The organism is Halomonas sp. PA16-9 (assembly GCF_009728585.1).
Lineage (GTDB): Bacteria > Pseudomonadota > Gammaproteobacteria > Pseudomonadales > Halomonadaceae > Vreelandella > Vreelandella titanicae.
Map to the genome: position 1 here is coordinate 2231827 of NZ_CP040451.1, position 18736 is coordinate 2250562.

Annotated in this window: 13 protein-coding genes and 4 pseudogenes; 6 read left to right on the forward strand and 11 right to left on the reverse strand. The window is 54.0% G+C overall.

Features of this window, described 5'->3' with window-relative positions; genetic code table 11:
• Window positions 1-68 precede the first annotated feature (68 nt).
• Window positions 69-503, forward strand: a complete 435-nt coding sequence (locus FDY98_RS10300) for a hypothetical protein (RefSeq protein WP_009286505.1) — start codon at window positions 69-71, stop codon at window positions 501-503.
• A 71-nt stretch (window positions 504-574) separates the two neighbouring features.
• Here the strand turns inward: FDY98_RS10300 and FDY98_RS10305 are convergent, their stop codons facing one another.
• The 4 genes and pseudogenes from FDY98_RS10305 to FDY98_RS10315 form a co-directional block, all read right to left on the reverse strand.
• On the reverse strand, window positions 575-1762 hold the full coding sequence (locus FDY98_RS10305; RefSeq protein WP_340146470.1) for an amidase: 1188 nt from the start codon (window positions 1760-1762) through the stop codon (window positions 575-577).
• 14 nt (window positions 1763-1776) lie between these two features.
• Entirely contained in the window at window positions 1777-1989 is a 213-nt protein-coding gene (locus FDY98_RS27720) for a hypothetical protein (protein ID WP_340146471.1), read from the reverse strand.
• Between the two features lie 108 nt (window positions 1990-2097).
• Window positions 2098-2938 (reverse strand): annotated as a pseudogene (nfo, locus tag FDY98_RS10310) (deoxyribonuclease IV).
• A 46-nt stretch (window positions 2939-2984) separates the two neighbouring features.
• Window positions 2985-3739: pseudogene (locus FDY98_RS10315) on the reverse strand (glycerophosphodiester phosphodiesterase family protein).
• A 227-nt stretch (window positions 3740-3966) separates the two neighbouring features.
• Between FDY98_RS10315 and FDY98_RS10320 the strand changes: the two are divergent.
• The 5 genes and pseudogenes from FDY98_RS10320 to FDY98_RS10340 all read left to right on the forward strand — a co-directional run bounded on the left by FDY98_RS10320 (window position 3967) and on the right by FDY98_RS10340 (window position 10597).
• The gene (locus FDY98_RS10320) at window positions 3967-4944 is read left to right on the forward strand and encodes an NADPH:quinone reductase (protein ID WP_009286508.1); all 978 of its coding nucleotides are present in this window, start codon (window positions 3967-3969) and stop codon (window positions 4942-4944) included.
• A 380-nt stretch (window positions 4945-5324) separates the two neighbouring features.
• Window positions 5325-7265, forward strand: a complete 1941-nt coding sequence (locus FDY98_RS10325; RefSeq protein ID WP_009286509.1) for an SLC13 family permease — start codon at window positions 5325-5327, stop codon at window positions 7263-7265.
• Between the two features lie 125 nt (window positions 7266-7390).
• Window positions 7391-8149, forward strand: coding sequence for a DeoR/GlpR family transcriptional regulator (locus tag FDY98_RS10330; RefSeq protein WP_022523714.1), 759 nt, complete (start codon window positions 7391-7393; stop codon window positions 8147-8149).
• A 254-nt stretch (window positions 8150-8403) separates the two neighbouring features.
• Window positions 8404-9890 (forward strand): annotated as a pseudogene (gene glpK, locus FDY98_RS10335) (glycerol kinase GlpK).
• Between the two features lie 482 nt (window positions 9891-10372).
• On the forward strand, window positions 10373-10597 hold the full coding sequence (locus FDY98_RS10340; RefSeq protein ID WP_022523712.1) for a hypothetical protein: 225 nt from the start codon (window positions 10373-10375) through the stop codon (window positions 10595-10597).
• A 56-nt stretch (window positions 10598-10653) separates the two neighbouring features.
• Here the strand turns inward: FDY98_RS10340 and FDY98_RS10345 are convergent, their stop codons facing one another.
• From FDY98_RS10345 to FDY98_RS10375, 7 genes and pseudogenes are all read right to left on the reverse strand, one after another.
• A complete protein-coding gene (locus FDY98_RS10345; RefSeq protein ID WP_027959231.1) occupies window positions 10654-12294 on the reverse strand; it encodes a glycerol-3-phosphate dehydrogenase/oxidase in 1641 nt (546 codons plus the stop codon).
• 119 nt (window positions 12295-12413) lie between these two features.
• Window positions 12414-14180: an ABC transporter substrate-binding protein gene (locus FDY98_RS10350; RefSeq protein ID WP_027959232.1), complete on the reverse strand. Its 1767-nt coding sequence runs from the start codon at window positions 14178-14180 to the stop codon at window positions 12414-12416.
• A 95-nt stretch (window positions 14181-14275) separates the two neighbouring features.
• Window positions 14276-14548 (reverse strand): DUF2160 domain-containing protein, encoded by a 273-nt coding sequence (locus FDY98_RS10355; RefSeq protein WP_022523709.1) that lies wholly within the window; start codon window positions 14546-14548, stop codon window positions 14276-14278.
• Window positions 14549-14560: 12 nt separating this feature from the next.
• The gene (locus FDY98_RS10360; protein WP_027959233.1) at window positions 14561-15457 is read right to left on the reverse strand and encodes a carbohydrate ABC transporter permease; all 897 of its coding nucleotides are present in this window, start codon (window positions 15455-15457) and stop codon (window positions 14561-14563) included.
• 1 nt (window position 15458) lies between these two features.
• Window positions 15459-16345 (reverse strand): annotated as a pseudogene (locus FDY98_RS10365) (carbohydrate ABC transporter permease).
• Complete coding sequence (locus FDY98_RS10370; protein ID WP_027959234.1) at window positions 16338-17462, reverse strand: ABC transporter ATP-binding protein; 1125 nt, start codon at window positions 17460-17462, stop codon at window positions 16338-16340. Before FDY98_RS10370 ends, FDY98_RS10365 begins: the two are co-directional and overlap by 8 nt.
• Window positions 17455-18549, reverse strand: a complete 1095-nt coding sequence (locus FDY98_RS10375) for an ABC transporter ATP-binding protein (RefSeq protein ID WP_155705811.1) — start codon at window positions 18547-18549, stop codon at window positions 17455-17457. Before FDY98_RS10375 ends, FDY98_RS10370 begins: the two co-directional genes overlap by 8 nt.
• Window positions 18550-18736 lie beyond the last annotated feature (187 nt).

Below are 18736 nucleotides of genomic sequence, written 5' to 3' on the forward strand. Positions count from 1 at the left end.
AGTCGGCAAAAACGCAAGCGCAATACGCTATATCGACTATCGTTACTTTTGTATTTGAGGGAACCTTCATGCATCAAGCAGTTCGTCGCTGGTTGACTGGCGCCGTGGTTGGCGTTTCCATCGTGTCATTGAGTGGTTGTGGTACGCTTTTTCACCCTGAGCGTAAAGGGCAATTGAGCGGTGATATTGATCCGGTTATTGCTGTCGCCAATGGGGTCGGTTTGCTGTTTTTTATTGTACCCGGAGTGATTGCCTACGCCGTGGATTTCTCTAATGGCACCATCTATCTGCCGGGCCGCAACAGCGCCTCAGTAGATGTTCACCACTTAGACGACGCTATGGATGTGGCTTCCCTGGAAAAATTGCTCTCTGAAACAGCTGGTCAGCCGGTGAGCTTAGAGAGCGAGTTGGTCATGATCGAGGAGGTGAGCAGCTTGGATGAAGCGTTGGCCATGGTGCGTATGTCGGGCGTGTTAGACCAAGAGAAACTCTCAGCGATGTAACGTTCGCTATTGATCGCTAAAACCCAGCCATGTGTCACGCTTGGCTGGGTTTTTTCATGTCGTGCAAGTGTTTAAGCATACTGGGGAGGGTTGGGTACGCTGGGAAAGCGCGGCGGGTGCGCTTCCATGTAGGCGTGGCAGGCACGCAGTACCCGCACATCATCATACTTGCCACCCGCAAGCTGAAAACCCACCGGTAAACCGTTATCGGTAAAACCACAGGGCACTGACGCGGCGGGCTGCTGGCTAAGGTTAAAAGGATAGCTAAAGGGCGCCCACTCTTCCCAGTCCCGCATATCGCTGCTGAGGGGAACTTCCTGGTTAATTTCAAACGGCGGTATCGCCACCGAGGGGGTCATCAGTAGATGATACTCTTGGTTAAAGTGCTCCAGGAGCTGGGTTAACTCCGCACGATCTGCCAAGGCACGAAACAGTTCAACGGCTTTCCAGGGTTCGGCCTCACGGGCATTGGCCACCATGCCGGGATCCAGCAGCGTACGCTGGTGATCATCCATTTGTGACCACTGCTCTAAAGAGGCGGTAAACCACAGCTTACGGAAGGTATCCAGCGGTGACGAAAAGCCGGGATGCACTTCGACGATTTCAGCGCCCAACGCCTCCAGTCTGCCGGCTGCTTCTCGCACGCGTTCGGCAACCTGTGGATCTACCTTGGCGTAGCCAAGATCAGCCGAGTAGCCAATCCGTAGTCCGGTTAAACCTTTATCCAAATCCATCCCCCAGCACTCGGGCTGCCCGCGGGTGGCGTAAGGGTCACGGTAGTCGTAACGGCCCATCACATTGAGCATGCTAACCGCATCCCGCACGGTGCGCGTTAACGGCCCCAGGTGCGATAGGCTGGGTTCTTTAGCTGGAGGCCATTGGGGCGTCCAGCCAAATGTGGGTTTGAAGCCAAAAACACCGGTGAACGCCGCGGGGATACGTATGGATCCGCCGGAGTCGCCGCCCTGGTGCAGTACCCCCATATTGAGTGCCGCAGCAGCGGCGGCCCCGCCGGAAGAACCGCCGGGGGTTAACCGAGTATCCCAGGGGTTAGCCGTGGCACCGAAGACACGGTTATCGGTCACGGCTTTCCAGCCAAATTCGGGCGTGTTGGTTTTACCTAAAATGACGGCGCCTGCTTCACGCAGCATGCGTGCGGGTGGCGCATCGGTGTCACATAGCGCTTCAGAAGAGGTTAACGAGCCTTCTCGGCAGGGCATGCCTGCCACTTGGGTCAGGTCTTTAAGCGATACCGGCACCCCGTCGATGGGGCTTAGCGGCTTGCCTTGCCCCAGCGCCGCGCCGAGGCTTTGGCCGCCGATTCCGCACCTTCAGCATCTACATACACATAGGCGTTAACGTCTGGGTTGAAGCGCTCGATTCGATCAAGAGCGACACGAGTCGCTTCTAGCGGGGAGGCCTCTCGGCTTGCAAACAAGTGAGCTAGGGTCTGGGCATCTAAACTGCCAAGATCGGTATCGCTCATTGCACACTCCTTACGTAGGCTGGGCTTGGGTAAAGGAGTTTAAGCGTAGGCAAGCATTACCGGGCGTGCAAAAACCGCTGAATCGTAGGCTGACTCTTTGTATCCACTTCAGGAGGCTTGAGCGCGTAGCCAAGCTATTTCATCGGCCCATATCTCGGGTTCGATGGTCTCCAGTATCATTGGAATGCCGTTAATCCGTGGTTCCTGCATGATGGTGGTAAAGGCAGGTAGGCCAATATTGCCTTTGCCCAGGCTATGGTGGCGATCCACGCGGCTGGCAAGGTTGCTTTTGGCATCGTTTAAATGCATACCGCGCAGATACTCAAAGCCGACCACGCTGTCTAGCTCATCAAGCGTTGCTTGGGTGGCCTCTGTCGTGCGTAGATCATAGCCCGCCGCAAAGGCGTGGCAGGTGTCAATACAACCCCCACGCGAGTTTTATCGTCCACGTGGGCAATGATCTCGGCCAAATGCTCGAAGCGCCAACCCAGGTTAGTGCCTTGGCCAGCGGTATTTTCAATGACTGCGGTAACGCCTTGGGTATGCGTTAGCGCTTCGTTAACGGATTCTGCAATACGCTTTAAGCAGTCGCTTTCGCTGATTTTGTTCAAATGGCTGCCAGGGTGAAAATTAAGCAGCGTCAGCCCAACTGCTCGCAGCGCTGCATCTCATCCAGAAACGCATCGCGGGATTTGCGCAGCCCTTCCTGCTCGGGGTGACCCAGATTAATCAGATAGCTGTCGTGGGGCAAAATCTGCTCTGCAGAAAAGTTGTGCTCGGCACAGGCATCGCGAAAGGCTTGAATCGCCTCATCGGTGAGCGGTTTACCTTTCCATTGACGCTGATTTTTGGTGAATAGCGCAAACGCATCCGCACCGATTTCCACTGCTCGCTGCACGGCTTGGTCTGCGCCGCCAGCGGCGCTCACATGGGCTCCTAGGTACTTCACGGTGGACTCCTTGTCAGTGTGTGAACTTATAAGTTGTTAGAGTTTATCAATGGCTGTCTAAAAAGCGCTTGAACGCGGCGGGTTCATCGGTGATGACACTGCCGATGCCCCACTCCCAGCGGCTATGAAAGGCACTGGGGTCATTGGCGGTATAGCACAATATTTGATAGCCATCGCGCTGCATAGCTTCGGCTTGGGCGCGCTTCAAACGCGGCCAGTGGGGGTGCACGCTAAAAGCCTCAATGGCCTCGCACTGCTCACGCCAACTTTTGGGCACGCTACCGAACAGTACACCCAGGGCAGCCGTTCTTTGCTGGCAAATTGACGGCAGTGGCCAAGAGCCGCGGCATTGAAGGAGGAGATAATCAAGCGCTCGGGGGGGAGAGTGTCGAGCATTTCCGGCAGCGCGCGTTCCACCAGCGCGATGGGGTCGCGGCCTTTGTTGACCTTGATTTCCATATTGGCGCCCATTTCCAGCTCGTTAAGCAGTGCCAACATCTCGCTGAGGCTAGGCATCTTCTCACCCGCAAAACGATCGTCAAACCAAGCCCCGGCATCCAGGGTTTGCGCCTTCGCCCAGCTCATGGAGGCGAGTCCGCCCCGTCCGTTTGAGCAGCGTGCTACATCGCCGTCGTGCCAAATCACCGGGGTGCCATCACCCAGTAGCTGCACATCCAGCTCTACCCATGTGGCTCCCGCTTCATAGGCGGCGCGCACCGCGGCGAGGGTGTTTTCAGGGGCAGCGGCGGAGTAGCCGCGGTGGGCAATCAGCGCGGGGAGTTGAATAGCGGGATGCGTCATGACAAATCTCTAAGCCTTAGACGATAAAGAAGCGCTAATATTAGCATGGGCGCATGACAGCAGGATTGCATTGCCTCGCGTTCTAGTGGGTAAAAATACGCTAGCGTGCTAGCTTGATTTAAATGCCATGACGCGCTTGTATAGCAGCACCTGTTGCCATGCTTAGCATTATTCAGAGATGGCGTATCAACTCGAATAATAGCCGAATTACACAATAAGGAGTCCTAATGTCTCAGCGTATTCAATTTGCCCGCACCGGCGGTTCTGAGGTACTTGAACTGGTCGACGTTACCCCTGCTGAACCTGGCCAGGGTGAAGTACGTATTGCTAATAAAGCCGTTGGCCTTAATTTTATCGACATCTATTTTCGTACCGGGCTCTATCCAACCCCTTCCATGCCTTCTGGTCTAGGCACCGAAGGTGCAGGCGTGGTCGATGCGGTTGGCGAAGGAGTCACACACCTTCAGGTTGGCGATCGCGTGGCCTATGCCCAAGGCCCGTTGGGCGCCTATGCTGAACTGCATACGCTGCCAGCGGCTAAAGTGGTCAAGCTACCCGACTTCGTTGATTTCGACACCGCAGCGGCGAGTATGCTCAAGGGCCTTACCGTGCAGTATCTGCTGCGCCAAACCTATGAACTAAAAGGTGGCGAAACCATTCTATTTCACGCCGCAGCGGGCGGGGTAGGTTCGATTGCCTGCCAGTGGGCGAAGTCGTTAGGCGTTAAGCTGATCGGCACAGTCAGTTCACAGGAAAAAGCGGATCTAGCCATGGCCAACGGTGCCTGGGCGACAATTAATTACAGCGAAGAGAACGTGGTAGAGCGCGTACGCGAGCTTACCAACGGCGATATGTGCGATGTGGTGTACGATTCGGTGGGTAAAGACACCTGGGAAATGTCACTGGACTGCCTGAAGCCCCGTGGTCTGATGGTCAGCTTTGGCAACGCGTCTGGCCCGGTGGAGGGCGTTAATATCGGCATTCTGAATCAGAAGGGCGCACTTTACGTGACCCGCCCCAGCCTGAATGGCTACGCCGACACCCGCGAGCGTTTGGAGATGATGTGCGAAGAGTTTTTCGCCATGATTGAAAGCGGTAAGGTCAACATTGATATCGCCAACCGCTACCCACTTGCAGAAGCTGGCAAAGCCCAAGACGCCCTGCAAAGCCGCAAGACCACGGGCTCAACTATTCTTTTGCCGTAGCGGGTTCATTTTAGCCGACGATAGAACTTTGAGAGCAGCAGCAGGGGCAGCCTGAAGCGATTGGCCAGGGCCCCGTGAAGTTTCCTATATCTCAAAGGCTGCACGCATCGCTATAAGATTGTTGATGCTCACATTATTGTTGAGCGCCAAAAGTAAGCGCTTTTATTAGCCCGTTTTACCCTTCATTACACTACCGATATGAAGCTCGGCTTTGCCGAGCTTTTGTCCCTTTTGGCTATGTGTTTATAGGCTTTGCGTATGCAGGGTCTATACCTCTGTATAGTAAACGTCTAATGTGCAGAAGAAATAGTCATGTTAAAGCGTGTTTTGCATCAATCGCATGGTGAACTTTCAAACGCCAGCAAGGGAGTGGGAAAAGGATGTCGGCTGAGGACATAAGTGTTGAGGGCTCAAGCGCTGAGGGCTCCGGTATTGAAAACGTAAGTATTGAAGCATTGGATCTTGGCGGGTTAACGCTTACACCTAGCACACTGGTGTTTATCGTACTTGGGCTAACGCTCGCCGCGTTTATATGGGGACGCTTTCGTTATGACTTAGTGGCGCTGGCAGCGTTGTTGGGTTCGGTCATGCTGGGGCTTGTGCCGGCCGAAAGCGCTTTCGCCGGTTTCGGCCATCCGGCGGTGATTACCGTGGCCGCTGTACTCGTGCTTAGCCGAGGGTTTGAGCGCTCGGGCGTGGTCGATATTATTGCCAACCAAGTGCTTAAAGTGGGGGAAAACCTGCTGCTCCAACTCCTGGTGCTGGTGGGTACCATTGTTGTGCTGTCAGGTATTATGAATAATGTGGGCGCCCTGGCACTGCTGCTACCGGTAGCTATGCGGCTTGCCCGCGAACACAACACCTCGCCTTCCTTACTGCTTATGCCCCTGGCGTTTGGCTCTCTGCTCGGCGGCCTGACCACGATGATTGGTACCCCACCCAATATCATTATTTCCAGTTATCGCCGTGATGTGACAGATGAAGCATTTAGTATGTTTAGCTTCTCGCCTGTTGGCATCGTAGTTGCGCTGGCGGGGCTGGCCTTTATTGTTCTGGTGGGCTGGCGCTTGACGCCCAAGCGTAGCGGCCAGGCCTCTACGGATGAAATGTTCGATACCGCCAACTATTTAGTCGAATTGAAAGTGGGTGAAGAGTCGAAAGCCAAAGGCTTAACGCTACAGCAGTTGCGCGACGAACTGGACGAAACCATTCCCGTGTTAGCGGTGGTGCGTGATGACAACCGCCGTGCGGGCTATAACTTCCACGGCGCACTGGAAGAGGGCGATATTCTGCTATTAGAAGCAGGGCCTGATGAGCTTCAAATGCTGGAAGACAAAGTAGGGCTAAGCGCGATTGCAGAGTTGGAGGAAGACCCTGAGGCGGAGGATGCTGAGCCTACGGAGAGTGATAAGGATCCTGCGAATAAGAAAGATTCTGCGCAGGATCGACAGCCCGTGGATACCGAGGGCCTGCAACTGATCGAGGCCGTGGTGCGTAACGACTCAATGATGATTAACCGCAGCGTACGCCAGCTACGCTTAAACCATCAGTTTGGCCTGCACTTGGTGGCTGTCGCACGAGATGGCGGGCGCTTGAAGCAGCGGTTGCGGGATATTCGTTTTAAAAACGGTGATGTTTTGCTCCTCCAGGGCAGTGAAAACGAGATGTCAGATAGCCTGGCCTCGCTTGGGTGTCTACCCCTGGCTAGCCGTGAACTGCATCTGGGGCAGCCACGCAAACTCGCTATGTCGATTGCTATTTTTGCCTTGGCAATCGTCGCCATGCTGTTTGATCTACTCCCCGCAGCGGTGGCCATGAGTAGTGCGGCACTGATTTCGCTCCTGATTGGCGTGTTACCACTCCGGGAAGGGTATCAGGCCATTGATGGCCCCGTCATAGTGCTGCTCGCGGCGATGATTCCCGTGGGCGAAGCATTAGAAACCAGTGGAGGTGCAGATTTGATTGCTAACGCGCTGCTCAGTTTTGGCAGCGATTGGCCGGTGGTGGTGACCATGATAGGGCTGTTTTTACTCTCTATGCTGCTCTCCAATGTGGTTAACAATGCGGCGGCTGCGCTACTGATGGCACCGATTGCGGTGAGCTTAGCCAATGGCTTTGACGTCTCACTGGATCCGTTTTTGATGGTCGTAGCTGTTAGCGCTTCCTGTGCGTTTTTAACCCCTATTGGGCACCAATCCAATACGCTGGTGCTTGGGCCTGGCGGCTACCGCTTTGGTGATTATTGGAAACTGGGCTTGCCGCTATCACTGGTGGTGCTGGTGGTTGCTATCCCAATGATCCTATGGGTGTGGCCGCTTTAATAGGCGAGGTCGCCGCTTGGTCTGTCGGTTTGGCACCTGCGGAATTGTATGAATAGTGCTATTAGGTTTCGAAAATTTTGCTAGATTATGTTCAGATATCAATAAAAATCGAACAGGCCGGGCTTATGAATCAACAATTTCGTCAGGATGCCATTGTCGAGCTGGTTCGTCAGCACGGCTATATGAGTATTGAGCAGCTCACCGATCATTTTGCCGTGACACCACAAACCATCCGTCGCGATTTAAATACCCTGGCCAATGAGGGCCGGGTGAGGCGGGTGCATGGCGGAGTAGGAATCGAGTCGAGTACAGTCAATACCGCCTACAGCACGCGCAAGACACTGCATCTGGAAGAAAAGGAGCGCATTGCCCGCTGTTTAGCACAGCACATCCCGAATCACTCCTCTCTGTTTATTAATATCGGCACCAGCAATGAAGTGATTGCTCAAGCGCTGTTAGAGCACCAGGGCCTTGAGATCATTACCAATAATTTAAATGTTGCCGCTATCCTGCAACATAAAGAGGATTTCACCGTGATTATCGCCGGCGGTCAGGTGCGCTCCCGGGACGGCGGCATTATCGGTGAAGCAACGATCGACTTTATCAATCAGTTCAAAGTGGACTACGGCATTATCGGCATCAGCGGTATCGATGAGGATGGCTCACTGCTGGAGTTTGATTACCAGGAAGTGCGCGTTGCTCAGGCGATTATCGCCAATTCCAGGCGCATCTATCTGGCGGCGGACTACTCTAAATTCCACCGTAACCCGGTTGTTCGGCAAGGTAACCTGGAACAGCTGGATGCGCTATTTACCGACCGCAAACCCCCAGACGCGATTCAGCGCTTGCTGACGCAACACGATGTGGCGCTCTACATTGCTTAATGAGGTGGTTTCAGCCTTGAGCATTTTGGGCGGCTAGAGTAGCCTTGGATGATAATAAAGCGAAAACGTGGAAACCTCTGATTAACTATTGCGCTTGGCCATACAGCGTTAAAAATCGCCTCAAAATGCTCATTTACACCCCGTAAACTCCGCTTTTTCGTTGATTTTTGCCTTGTCTGGCCTGCGCTCATCGCGTTAATCAGAGGTTTCCAATCATACAAAATCGAAAGATAATACAACAAAGCGAACTCGATATGTCCTCTTTTATACTCGCCATTGATCAAGGTACCACCAGTTCTCGCGCCATTCTGTTTGACCGCCAAGGCCAGGTGGCCGCTGTTGCCCAGCAAGAATTCACTCAGCACTTCCCCCACGACGGATGGATTGAGCACAACCCCGAAGACATTTGGGAAACCGTGGTGGCGACTTGCCGAGATGTGATGCGTAACGCTGAAGTTTCCGCCGACCAAATAGCCGGGATCGGCATTACCAACCAGCGGGAAACCACTATTCTGTGGGATCGGAAAACGGGTAAGCCACTCTATAACGCCATCGTTTGGCAGGATCGCCGCACCTCAGATTTATGCCAGTCACTGCGCGATCAAGGCTATACCGATACCGTTCAAGCTAAAACGGGCCTATTGATTGATCCCTACTTTTCAGCCACCAAGCTTGGTTGGGTACTGGACAACGTTGAGGGTGCTCGGGAGCGCGCCGAGCAGGGCGAGTTGGCATTTGGAACGGTAGATAGCTTTTTAATCTGGCGGCTGACAGGCGGTCAGCAGCACGTGACCGATGCCACCAATGCTTCGCGTACAGCGTTGTTTAATATCCATACTCAGGAGTGGGATGAAGAGCTGCTGGCGCTATTTAATATTCCCGCCAATTTATTGCCCGAAGTGAAAGACTCCAGCGATGATTTTGGCACCACCGAAGCGCACTGGCTGGGTGCCGCGCTCCCCATTGCTGGGGTAGCGGGGATCAGCAGGCTGCTTTAGTGGGGCAGGCGTGCTTTCAACCGGGGATGGGTAAAAGCACCTATGGCACAGGCTGTTTTATGATTGTGAATACCGGTGAAACGCCCTCGCTGTCGCGCAATCGCCTGTTGACCACCATTGGCTACCGGCTTCACGGTAAGCCGACCTATGCCATGGAGGGCAGTATTTTCGTGGCGGGGGCGACGGTGCAGTGGTTACGTGACGGCTTGAACCTGTTTGCCGATGCGTCAGAGACGGAGGCCTTGGCCCAGGAGACCCGCAGTGGCCACAGCGTTTATCTGGTGCCCGCCTTTACCGGCTTGGGCGCTCCACACTGGGATCCCAAAGCCCGCGGCGCTATTTTTGGGTTAACTCGCGATACCGGTATCGCGGAAATAGTCGCTGCAGGCCTGCAAGCGGTGTGCTATCAAACCCGAGACCTCCAGCACTGTATGAACGACGACATGGAGGCCGCACCAGGCACTTTGCGCGTCGACGGTGGCATGGTGAAGAACAGCTGGGTGATGCAGTTTCTTGCCGATATGCTGGGTGTCCAGGTGGATCGCCCTACGATTTTGGAAACCACGGCGCTGGGGGCTGCTTACTTAGCCGGGTTGCGTTTAGGTTGGTATCAAACCCTCGAAGAGATTGAGCAGCTGTGGCGCTGTGAGAAGAGCTTTATGCCTGCTATGGAGGAGACCACTCGCGAGCAGCTCTATCAAGGCTGGTTGGATGCGGTTTCGCGCGTGCGCTCCACGCCTTAGGTAATAACGATTTAGCCCACTACTTAAGCACACTATCTATTAACTCTTTCGATTCTTTATAATGCGGCGGCCAATTAAACCATTGGCCGCCTTTCTTCGCTTTTAGCGCCCCTCATGAAAGTCTTTAACACACTTAACACTTAATGAGTGTTTATGTAGTCGAGTTACAACCACCCCTGCTGCCAATGATGCATTGTGGGTTTTGTTGCAGTGAACCATAGTGAAGCCATGGATCAGGAGGGTGCTTCGTTATCCCGAGTCACTGACCCGATCCCTGCTACAGAACCATAGCGCTTCAGTATTACCCGAGCGCTAAAGGCGAAGGTCTTGCAAAGCTTGTGACCGTTTCGCAGTTGCCGAACTGGGCACTTATCCGGCCCAGCATGAGTAGCAACGTCACCATACGTCGTTAACTAAGATGGCTGCTTTTTTTAACCGATAGTCGGTTAAGCAGCGGATGACCATACCATGAGGTATTACTAATGAACTGCATCGAACTGAGCCAACAAGCCGACAGCATCGCCAGCACTTTCAGCAAACAAGATCTCGCTAGACTTGTTGTGGCACTGAAGGGCAACCGTGAATCACTGCAGCATGCCGTTGAGGTCATCGACACAGTGGATAGCCGCTCAGGATGCACACTGGAAGAAGCTTGGGATGAAGTGCTCTCAGGGGACTCTCAAATGCGAATTGAAGACGAAGAGTAGGGCATCGCTTATTGATTGTTTGAGCCCCCTCACTTAGGTGAGGGGGCTTTTTTACGCTAAACCGCTGTCGATGTCGGCGGAAGTGCAGTATCGCGATTTTGTTCGAAGTACTGGCTAAATCGATTTTCAGCATCGTCACCAAACAGTACCCGACACGCTTCCTTTAAACCTGTGGAATGGCGTAACTGCTCATGAGGTACCACCAGAGAAACTTTGGCGCGGCGGCGCAGGAAGTCCTCAAGCTGGGTGATCATCTCGTGGTCGCGGGCATGCTCAATTTCACAACGGATGTACTCAGTGCCTTCAATGAGGATTTCGCCCTGAGCGGGATCCTGACGAATTTTCTCCAGCATCGGTATGGCTTGATCGGCATAGCGCCGCCACAGCCGAGAGGAGAGCAGCTCCGATGACGTAGAGGCGGTCATGGCATCCAGGTTCATACGCTTGGCTTGATCCATAAACTGCTGTTTCACGGGCTTGGCAGGTTCCCCGTACCACCGAAAGTTGGGGTCTGAAAGTGAAACGCCCAGGCGGCTTATATCTTCGGCAATCTCATCCCCTACGTTCAAACAGTCGGTAAGTTTTCCACCAAAGATGCTGATATGCGCACTCTCAACGTTGGTATCGACCACATGCTTGCGAGAAAGCTGTAAAAAGTCTCGGTCACTGCCCTGATCATCTTTGATGGCTAAAGGCCTTACGCCACAGCGTGTCGAGATAATGTCGTCTTGTGTGAGCGGTTGATCTAGCGTTAGGCGTTTATTGATATTTTCCAGCACAAAGGCGATATCGTCAGCAGTAACGTCCACCTCTGGATGCTCCATATGGGTATCGGTAGTGCCGATACAGGTGCGATTGCCCATGGGAATGACGAAGAACAGCCTTCCATCATCGGCAAAAAATGCCAACACCCGCTGTGAATCGGTTAGCTGTGGAACGATGAGGTGAATGCCCTTGGAGTAGAGGTGATGATGGGTAGTCTTTTGGCCGGTCAGCTCGTTATGCTGATCTACCCAGGGGCCAGCAGCGTTGATTAATACCTTGGCATGAATATCGAAAGTGCTGCCATCCATCACGTTGCGCGCTTTGGTCACCCATAGGTCGCCGACCCGTTCGGCGCCGAGTGACTCGACGTAGTTGGCGGCAATTGCTCCATAGTTAAGCGCGTGGCGCACAAAGTTGAACACAAAGCGTGCGTCATTATCGTGGAGGTAGGCGTCGGAGTACTCGAAGCCGCCAACGGCGTCCTCAATATCGATAATGGGTTCTTGCTGCTTAATCTTGTTAGGCGAAAGCAGGCGTGGCAGTTTAGTGAAGCCGTTGCCCATCAGCCAGTAAAGCCAGGTGCCCGCCCATAGGTAGCGTGGTGAGTGGCGGAAACCTTTCGAAATAGTGGTCAGGAAACGAATCTCCTGCACGGTAGAGGGGTAACTCTTTATCAAGTGATTGCGGCTTTTGCACAATTTTCGAACCAGTGCAAAATCCTTGCTTTCCATGTATTTAATGCCTCCCCACACTAAGTTGGAGGAGTGCATGCTGGTGCTGCCAGCGAAGTCGCCGCGATCAATCAGTGCGACTTTAGCGCCTTTTCCAGCCAGCGCCGCCGCAGTGGCCGCGCCATTGATACCGCCCCCTATAATCAGGGCATCAAAGGTCTCGGTAGGTAATTTTTCTATATTTCGATTTCGCAGTTTCATAGCGGATCCAATTAACAAATAAATAGCCCTGGTGCCCTGGGTGTTTTCTCTTGTGCTATGGCCTGCCGCCAATGAAACCCTTGCAGGGCGGTTGCCCACCCTGCAAGCGTTACGCGTGATTACTCTTGGCGCGTACCGGCTTCCATCCAGGCTTCCATCATTTCGTCATAAGGAACGGTGGTGCCTTGTGGCATTTCATTGTCCAGCTTGGCTTTGGGTGAGCCTTCCTGATCCAGCCAGTATTGCGGATCCTGCTCTTCATTGAGCACGGGCGCATAGCTGTCGAAGACGTTGGCCCTGGCTAGGCGATGCATGGTGCTGTCCATATCCGCCGCCAGTTTGTCCAAGCCTTCCTGAGGCGTGACTTCACCACTCATGACAGGCGCCAGGTTTTGCCACCACAGTGGGGCCATGCGTGGGTAGTCAGGCACATTGGTGCCGGTAGGCGTCCAGTTCGACTCGTTGGGGCTGCGGTAGAACTCCACCAGGCCGCCTAATTTGGGGGCCATCTCGGTCATCTGCTCAGAGAAGATGTCAGATTCACGAATCGGCGTTAGACCGTGCATCAGTTTTTCCAAAGACACCGTTTTAGACACGGTGAACTGGCCGAACAGCCACGCCGCGGTGCGACGATCTTCCGGCGTTGAATCGAAGAACGTCCAGGCGCCTACATCTTGGTAGCCGACCTTCATACCCTCTTCCCAGTACGGGCCGGTGGGGGATGGAGCCATGCGCCATAGCGGGTTGCCTTCGTCATCGGTCACTGCGACTGCAGGGTCGGTCATGTCGGCAGTAAAGGCGGTGTACCAGAAAATCTGCTGGGCAATGTGTCCCTGCGCAGGTACCGGGCCAGCCTCACCAAAGGTCATGCCCTGTGCTTCGGGAGGGGCATAGTCACGCAGCCAATCGACGGCTTTTTGCATGGCAAATACCGAGGCCGGTGAGTTAGTAGCACCGCCGCGGCTTACGCTTGCGCCTACTGGCTGGCTATCTTCGTTGACGCGGATACCCCAGTCATCCACCGGGTTGCCGGAAGGGACGCCGGGGCTGCCCATACCTGCCATGGAGAGCCAGGAGTCGTGGAAGCGCCAGCCCAGTGATGGATCGCGGCGGCCGTAATCCATATGGCCATACACCTTGGTGCCATCTATTTCGCCGACATGCTCGGTAAAGAACTCGGCGATATCTTGATAGGCCGTCCAGTTAGTGGGAACGCCAAGAGGATAGCCGTAGACCTCTTCGAACTGTGCCATCAGCTCAGGGTCGGTAAACCAGTCATAGCGGAACCAGTAGAGGTTAGCGAACTGTTGGGTAGGCAGTTGAAAGAGGCTGCCATCTGGCCCGGTGCCGTACTGCAGTCCAATAAAGTCGTCTAAGTTCAGGGTGGGCAACGTATAGTCGGCCCACTCGTTCTCCATCGCTTCAGACAGGTTGATGGTGGTGCCATAACGAATATGCGTGCCGATGGAGTCGGTGTCATTGACGAAGCCATCGTAGATGCTGTTACCCGACTGCATCTGATTCTGCATGGTGTCCACCACATCACCTTCACCGATGATGTTGTGGGTCAGGTTAATGCCGGTCAGCTCACTAAAGGCTTCTGCAAGCACTTCACTTTCATAAACGTGAGTCGTGAGGCCTTCAGCCACGGTTTGAATATCCATGCCGCGGAAAGGCTCGGCAGCGTTGGCAAACCACATCAGCTCTTCGATCTGCTCTTCGCGGCTCAGGGTTGAGTTCTGGAAGTGCTCGTCGACCAAGCGTTCAGCGATGGCACGGGTATCCTGCTCTTGCGCTGACAGCGTTCCCGACGCCAGCAACAAGCTGGCGGCGAGGGTTGTCAGTTTGAATTTAGTCAGTTTGGATTTATTGTCGTGCTTTTGCATGTTGACCTCGTTTTGTTGTGTTCTTCCTTGATGGCTTGGCCGTCCTTGATACCGATTAAACGCTGATGGCATTTCCCAAGGGCTAGTCCCAAGGGCTATCCCCAGCGCATTAAAACCAGCAGCCATACGGCTGATACCGCTAGTGCTATCCAAATGGAAAGTGACGTGAAGCCGATCACGCCCAAATGGATAAAGGCTGCGGAGAGCAGGCCGATAAACAGCCGATCCCCGCGAGTGGTGGCAATGGGTAAAAAACCTTTGCGTTCAACAGTGGGCGACATGATCTCCCATACCGTCATGCCTGCCAGCATGGCCGCAATGGATGAAAAGAATATGGCGGTGGGCACTGTCCATACCATCCAAGACATAGCGAGATCTCCTCAGGTACGGCCCAGGGCAAAGCCCTTGGCGATATGGTTACGAACGAAGTAGACCACCAGAATGCCGGGAATGATGGTGAGTACACCGGCGGCGGCCAAAGTGCCCCAGTCAATCCCAGAAGCAGTCGATGTGCGCGTCATGATCATGCCAATGGGCTGGGCGTCAGTGGCTGTCAACGTGCGGGCCAGCAACAGCTCCACCCAGGAGAACATGAACAGGAAGAACAGCGTGACGCCAATGCCTGAGCGGATCATGGGGATAAAAATCTTGACGAAAAAGCGCGGAAAGCTATAGCCGTCGATATAGGCGGTTTCATCGATCTCTTTAGGCACGCTGCTCATAAAGCCCTCCAAAATCCAGATAGCAAGGGGGATATTGAACAGGCAGTGAGCCAGCGCGACGGCGATGTGGGTATCGAACAGGCCTACCGAGTAGTAGAGCTGGAAGTAGGGCAGCAGAAATACCGCAGGTGGCGCCATTAGGTTGGTCAGCAGCCAGAAAAATAGATGCTTGTCGCCAATAAAGGTGTAGCGGCTAAAGGCGTAGGCGGCGGGTAGCGCGACGCAGATGGTGATGAGCATATTCATCGCCACGTAGAGCATCGAGTTGACGTAGCCCATGTACCAGCTTGAGTTGGTGAAAATGCCGATGTAGTTATCAAAAGTAAGGTTCTGGGGCCACAGCGTCATCGAGCCGAGAATTTCGCTATTGGTCTGTAGCGACATATTGATCAGCCAGTAAATGGGCAGAATCATCAGTGCCAGATACAGGCCAAGCAAGAGACGCGAGCGCCAGTGTGCACGGGCGGTGCGGTTACGCCGCTTGGCCGGTGAAACCTTGCTAAAAATCGTGTTGTACTTTTCACCGCGCTGGGTGTTTTCGAGTTGATAGCTCATGTTAGGCACCTCCGTGCGGCGGTTTGTCTTTCTGCATATTCATAATGGTGGTGTAGAACACCCAGCTCACCAGCAGAATGACCAGGAAGTAGATCAGCGAGAAAGCTGCAGAAGGGCCTAAATCCTGTTGGCCGACAGCCATAGTGGTTAGTGATTGACTTAAGAAAGTGGTGGCGCTGCCCGGCCCGCCGCCCGTCAGTACAAAGGGTTCGGCGTAGATCATAAAAGAGTGCATAAAGCGCAGCAGCACGGCAATGACCAGCACGTTGGTTAGCTTGGGGAGCTGAATGTAGCGGAACACCGCCCATTTTGAGGCACGGTCGATACGTGCTGCTTGATAGTAGGCTTCGGGAATCGAGCGGAGACCGCTATAGCACAGCATGGCCACCAGCGGCGTCCAGTGCCACACGTCCATTAAATGATGGTTACCCAGGCGTCGCCGGCATTACGGGTAATGTTGTATTCAATGCCCAGTTCGCGCAGGCCCCAGCCCATTAAGCCGATATCGCCACGGGTAAAGATTTGCCAGATACTGCCCACTACGTTCCAGGGAATCAGCAACGGCAGGGTAATCAGGATCAACACCGCCGAGGCTTGCCAACCGCGTTTGGGCATAATGAGCGCGATGCCAATCCCTAGCGGAATCTGAATAGCCAGAATAATCAGCGAGAACGAAATTTGGCGCAGAAACGCTGCCTGCAGCGCGTCGTCGTTGAGCATGCTTTGAAACCACTCAGTGCCGGTAAAAAAGCGTGCGTTCGGCCCGAGCACGTCCTGCACCGAGTAGTTGACCACGGTCATGAGCGGAATGATGGCGGAGAAGGCCACCAACACCAGCATGGGAAGCACCAGTAGCCAGGCTCTGTTATTGGGTACCTTGTTATTCATGACCAGCCTCCACCAGGTATTCATCGATATACAGCGCTACGTGAGCAGCATCGAAGTGCGCAAACGCCGCTTCACTGACCGGCGGATGGCCTTCGGGCAGGCGTGCCTTAAACGTTTGCTCGTTGAGTTTGAAGGTCAGCAGGGAGTAGGTGCCCAGGTCTTGCACGCTGGTCACCTGAATCGGCACGCTATTGGCCACTTCACTTGAGGAAATGGCGATAAACTCGGGGCGGATGCCTAGTTTTATATTGTTATGGCTAATATCGTTAGCGCTGGCATTGGCAGCGCTGGCGACAGCGTGTTTCATCTGCTCGCTAACCGGCAGTGGCTGTGTGCCGAACATTACCTGATCGTCGCGATATTCCACGGCCATAAAATTCATGCCCGGGCTGCCAATAAAGTAACCCACAAAGGTATGCGCAGGGCGCTCGAACAGCTCACGTGGGGTGCCGAATTGCACCACCTGGCCCTCATACATCACGGCAATTTTATCCGCGAAAGTAGAGGCCTCGAGCTGATCGTGGGTCACGTAGATCATGGTGATATTGAAGCGCTCGTGAATCTCTTTGAGCTTGCGACGCAGCTTCCACTTTAGCTGCGGGTCGATAACGGTGAGCGGCTCATCAAACAGAATCGCCGTTACGTCGTCACGTACCAGCCCACGGCCCATGGAGACCTTCTGCTTCTCGTCGGCGGTCAGGTTTTTGGCCTTACGATCCAGCAAAGGGGTCAGCTCAAGAATATCGGCGACTTCGAGTACCTTGGGTTTCACCCGGTACTCGGGGGTATTCATATTGCGCAGGGGAAAGGCAAGATTATCGAACACCGTCATGGTGTCGTAGATCACCGGAAACTGGAACACCTGGGCAATATTGCGCTCTTCTGGGGGCAGCTCATTGACCCGCTGACCGTCGAAAAGTACGTCACCCTCCGAGGGTTCAAGCAGGCCCGAAATAATGTTCAGAAGGGTCGATTTACCGCACCCTGATGGGCCCAATAGGGCATAGGCGCCGCCCTGGTGCCATACGTGATCCATCTGCCGGATGGCGTAATCCGCCGCACCCTTGGGCGTTTTTTCGTAGGAGTGCGCCAAGCCTTTTAGTGTGATCTCAGCCATGGGCAGCTCCTCCCTGACGTGCAGGAATATGTACCGTGTGACCCTGCTTGTCGAAGGCGTAAAGTTGATGGGTGGGGAAGTAAACTTTCAGAGGTTCATTAACACTAAACTGGTGAATACCCGCTAAGTGCAGCACTAAGGGGAAGCGTTCGTGGCGAACATGCAGGAAGGTTTCAGAGCCGCTAATTTCCGCTACATCCACATGGACATCCAGGGCCAGGTCATCGGCCTGTTGGGGTAGAGTGAGATGCGAAGCTCGCACGCCAAAGTCGTAATCACCCGGTTCAAGACGCTTTAGCTCGTCATCGCAGGGAAAGTGAAGCGTTTGGTCGAAGGTGATCTCGCTGTCGGTCAGCTGACCGGGAACGATATTGATTGGGGGTTCGGAGAACATTTCTGCGCTAAAGCGGCCATTGGGCTCGCGATAGACCTGCTCGGTAGGGCCGTATTGGAGAAGCCTGCCTTCGTGCAGTACCGCCGTGTTACCGCCCAGCGCTAACGCTTCATTGGGCTCGGTGGTGGCGTATACCGCAATACAGTTACGCGCTTTAAACAGGTCACGCAACTCATCGCGTAGCTCTTCGCGGAGCTTATAATCCAGATTGACCAGCGGTTCATCAAACAGAATTAAATCGGCATCTTTGATCAAGGCCCGCCCCATGGCGGTACGCTGCTGCTGGCCACCAGAGAGTTCCTGCGGGTAGCGGTTAAGCAGGTGCTCGATATGCAGCATTTCAGCAATTTCGCCAACCCGTTTATCAATTTCGCTTTTTGGGTGTTTGGCCAGTTTAAGCGGCGACGCAATGTTGTCGTAAACGGTGAGGCTGGGGTAGTTGATAAACTGCTGGTACACCATGGAGACATTGCGTTTACGCACTGAGACGTTCGTGACGTCTTTGCCATCCATAATAATTTTGCCGCGGGTGGGTGGTTCAAGCCCCGCCATTAGGCGCATTAAAGTGGTTTTGCCAGCAAGTGTTCGCCCAAGCAGCACATTAAAGGATCCTGGCTCTAGGGCTAAGTCTATCCCACTGATATGGGGCACACCGTTAACGATGTGATCGATATTTTGCAAATGTAAGGACATGCCGATCTCGCTAGCGTCATTGTTGTTGGATAAGGTAGATCGTTTTCGTTTACGAAAGGCTAGTTGATCGTTTGCGAACTTGCAACGCGTTTTTGGTTCCTTGGTCTACGCATTTAGGTGTAGAAAGTGAACACAAAAAAGCCGACTCCTGGCATACAGGAGTCGGCTATCTTTACAGGTAATGCTT

Coding starts and splice junctions, on each gene's coding strand:
- FDY98_RS27720 (WP_340146471.1), bottom strand. CDS start 1,989: ATGAGCGATACCGATCTTGGCAGTTTAGATGCCCAGACCCTAGCTCAC.
- FDY98_RS10375 (WP_155705811.1), bottom strand. CDS start 18,549: ATGTCCTTACATTTGCAAAATATCGATCACATCGTTAACGGTGTGCCC.
- FDY98_RS10300 (WP_009286505.1), top strand. CDS start 69: ATGCATCAAGCAGTTCGTCGCTGGTTGACTGGCGCCGTGGTTGGCGTT.
- FDY98_RS10350 (WP_027959232.1), bottom strand. CDS start 14,180: ATGCAAAAGCACGACAATAAATCCAAACTGACTAAATTCAAACTGACA.
- FDY98_RS10330 (WP_022523714.1), top strand. CDS start 7,391: ATGAATCAACAATTTCGTCAGGATGCCATTGTCGAGCTGGTTCGTCAG.
- FDY98_RS10355 (WP_022523709.1), bottom strand. CDS start 14,548: ATGTCTTGGATGGTATGGACAGTGCCCACCGCCATATTCTTTTCATCC.
- FDY98_RS10345 (WP_027959231.1), bottom strand. CDS start 12,294: ATGAAACTGCGAAATCGAAATATAGAAAAATTACCTACCGAGACCTTT.
- FDY98_RS10340 (WP_022523712.1), top strand. CDS start 10,373: ATGAACTGCATCGAACTGAGCCAACAAGCCGACAGCATCGCCAGCACT.
- FDY98_RS10325 (WP_009286509.1), top strand. CDS start 5,325: ATGTCGGCTGAGGACATAAGTGTTGAGGGCTCAAGCGCTGAGGGCTCC.
- FDY98_RS10370 (WP_027959234.1), bottom strand. CDS start 17,462: ATGGCTGAGATCACACTAAAAGGCTTGGCGCACTCCTACGAAAAAACG.
- FDY98_RS10320 (WP_009286508.1), top strand. CDS start 3,967: ATGTCTCAGCGTATTCAATTTGCCCGCACCGGCGGTTCTGAGGTACTT.
- FDY98_RS10360 (WP_027959233.1), bottom strand. CDS start 15,457: ATGAGCTATCAACTCGAAAACACCCAGCGCGGTGAAAAGTACAACACG.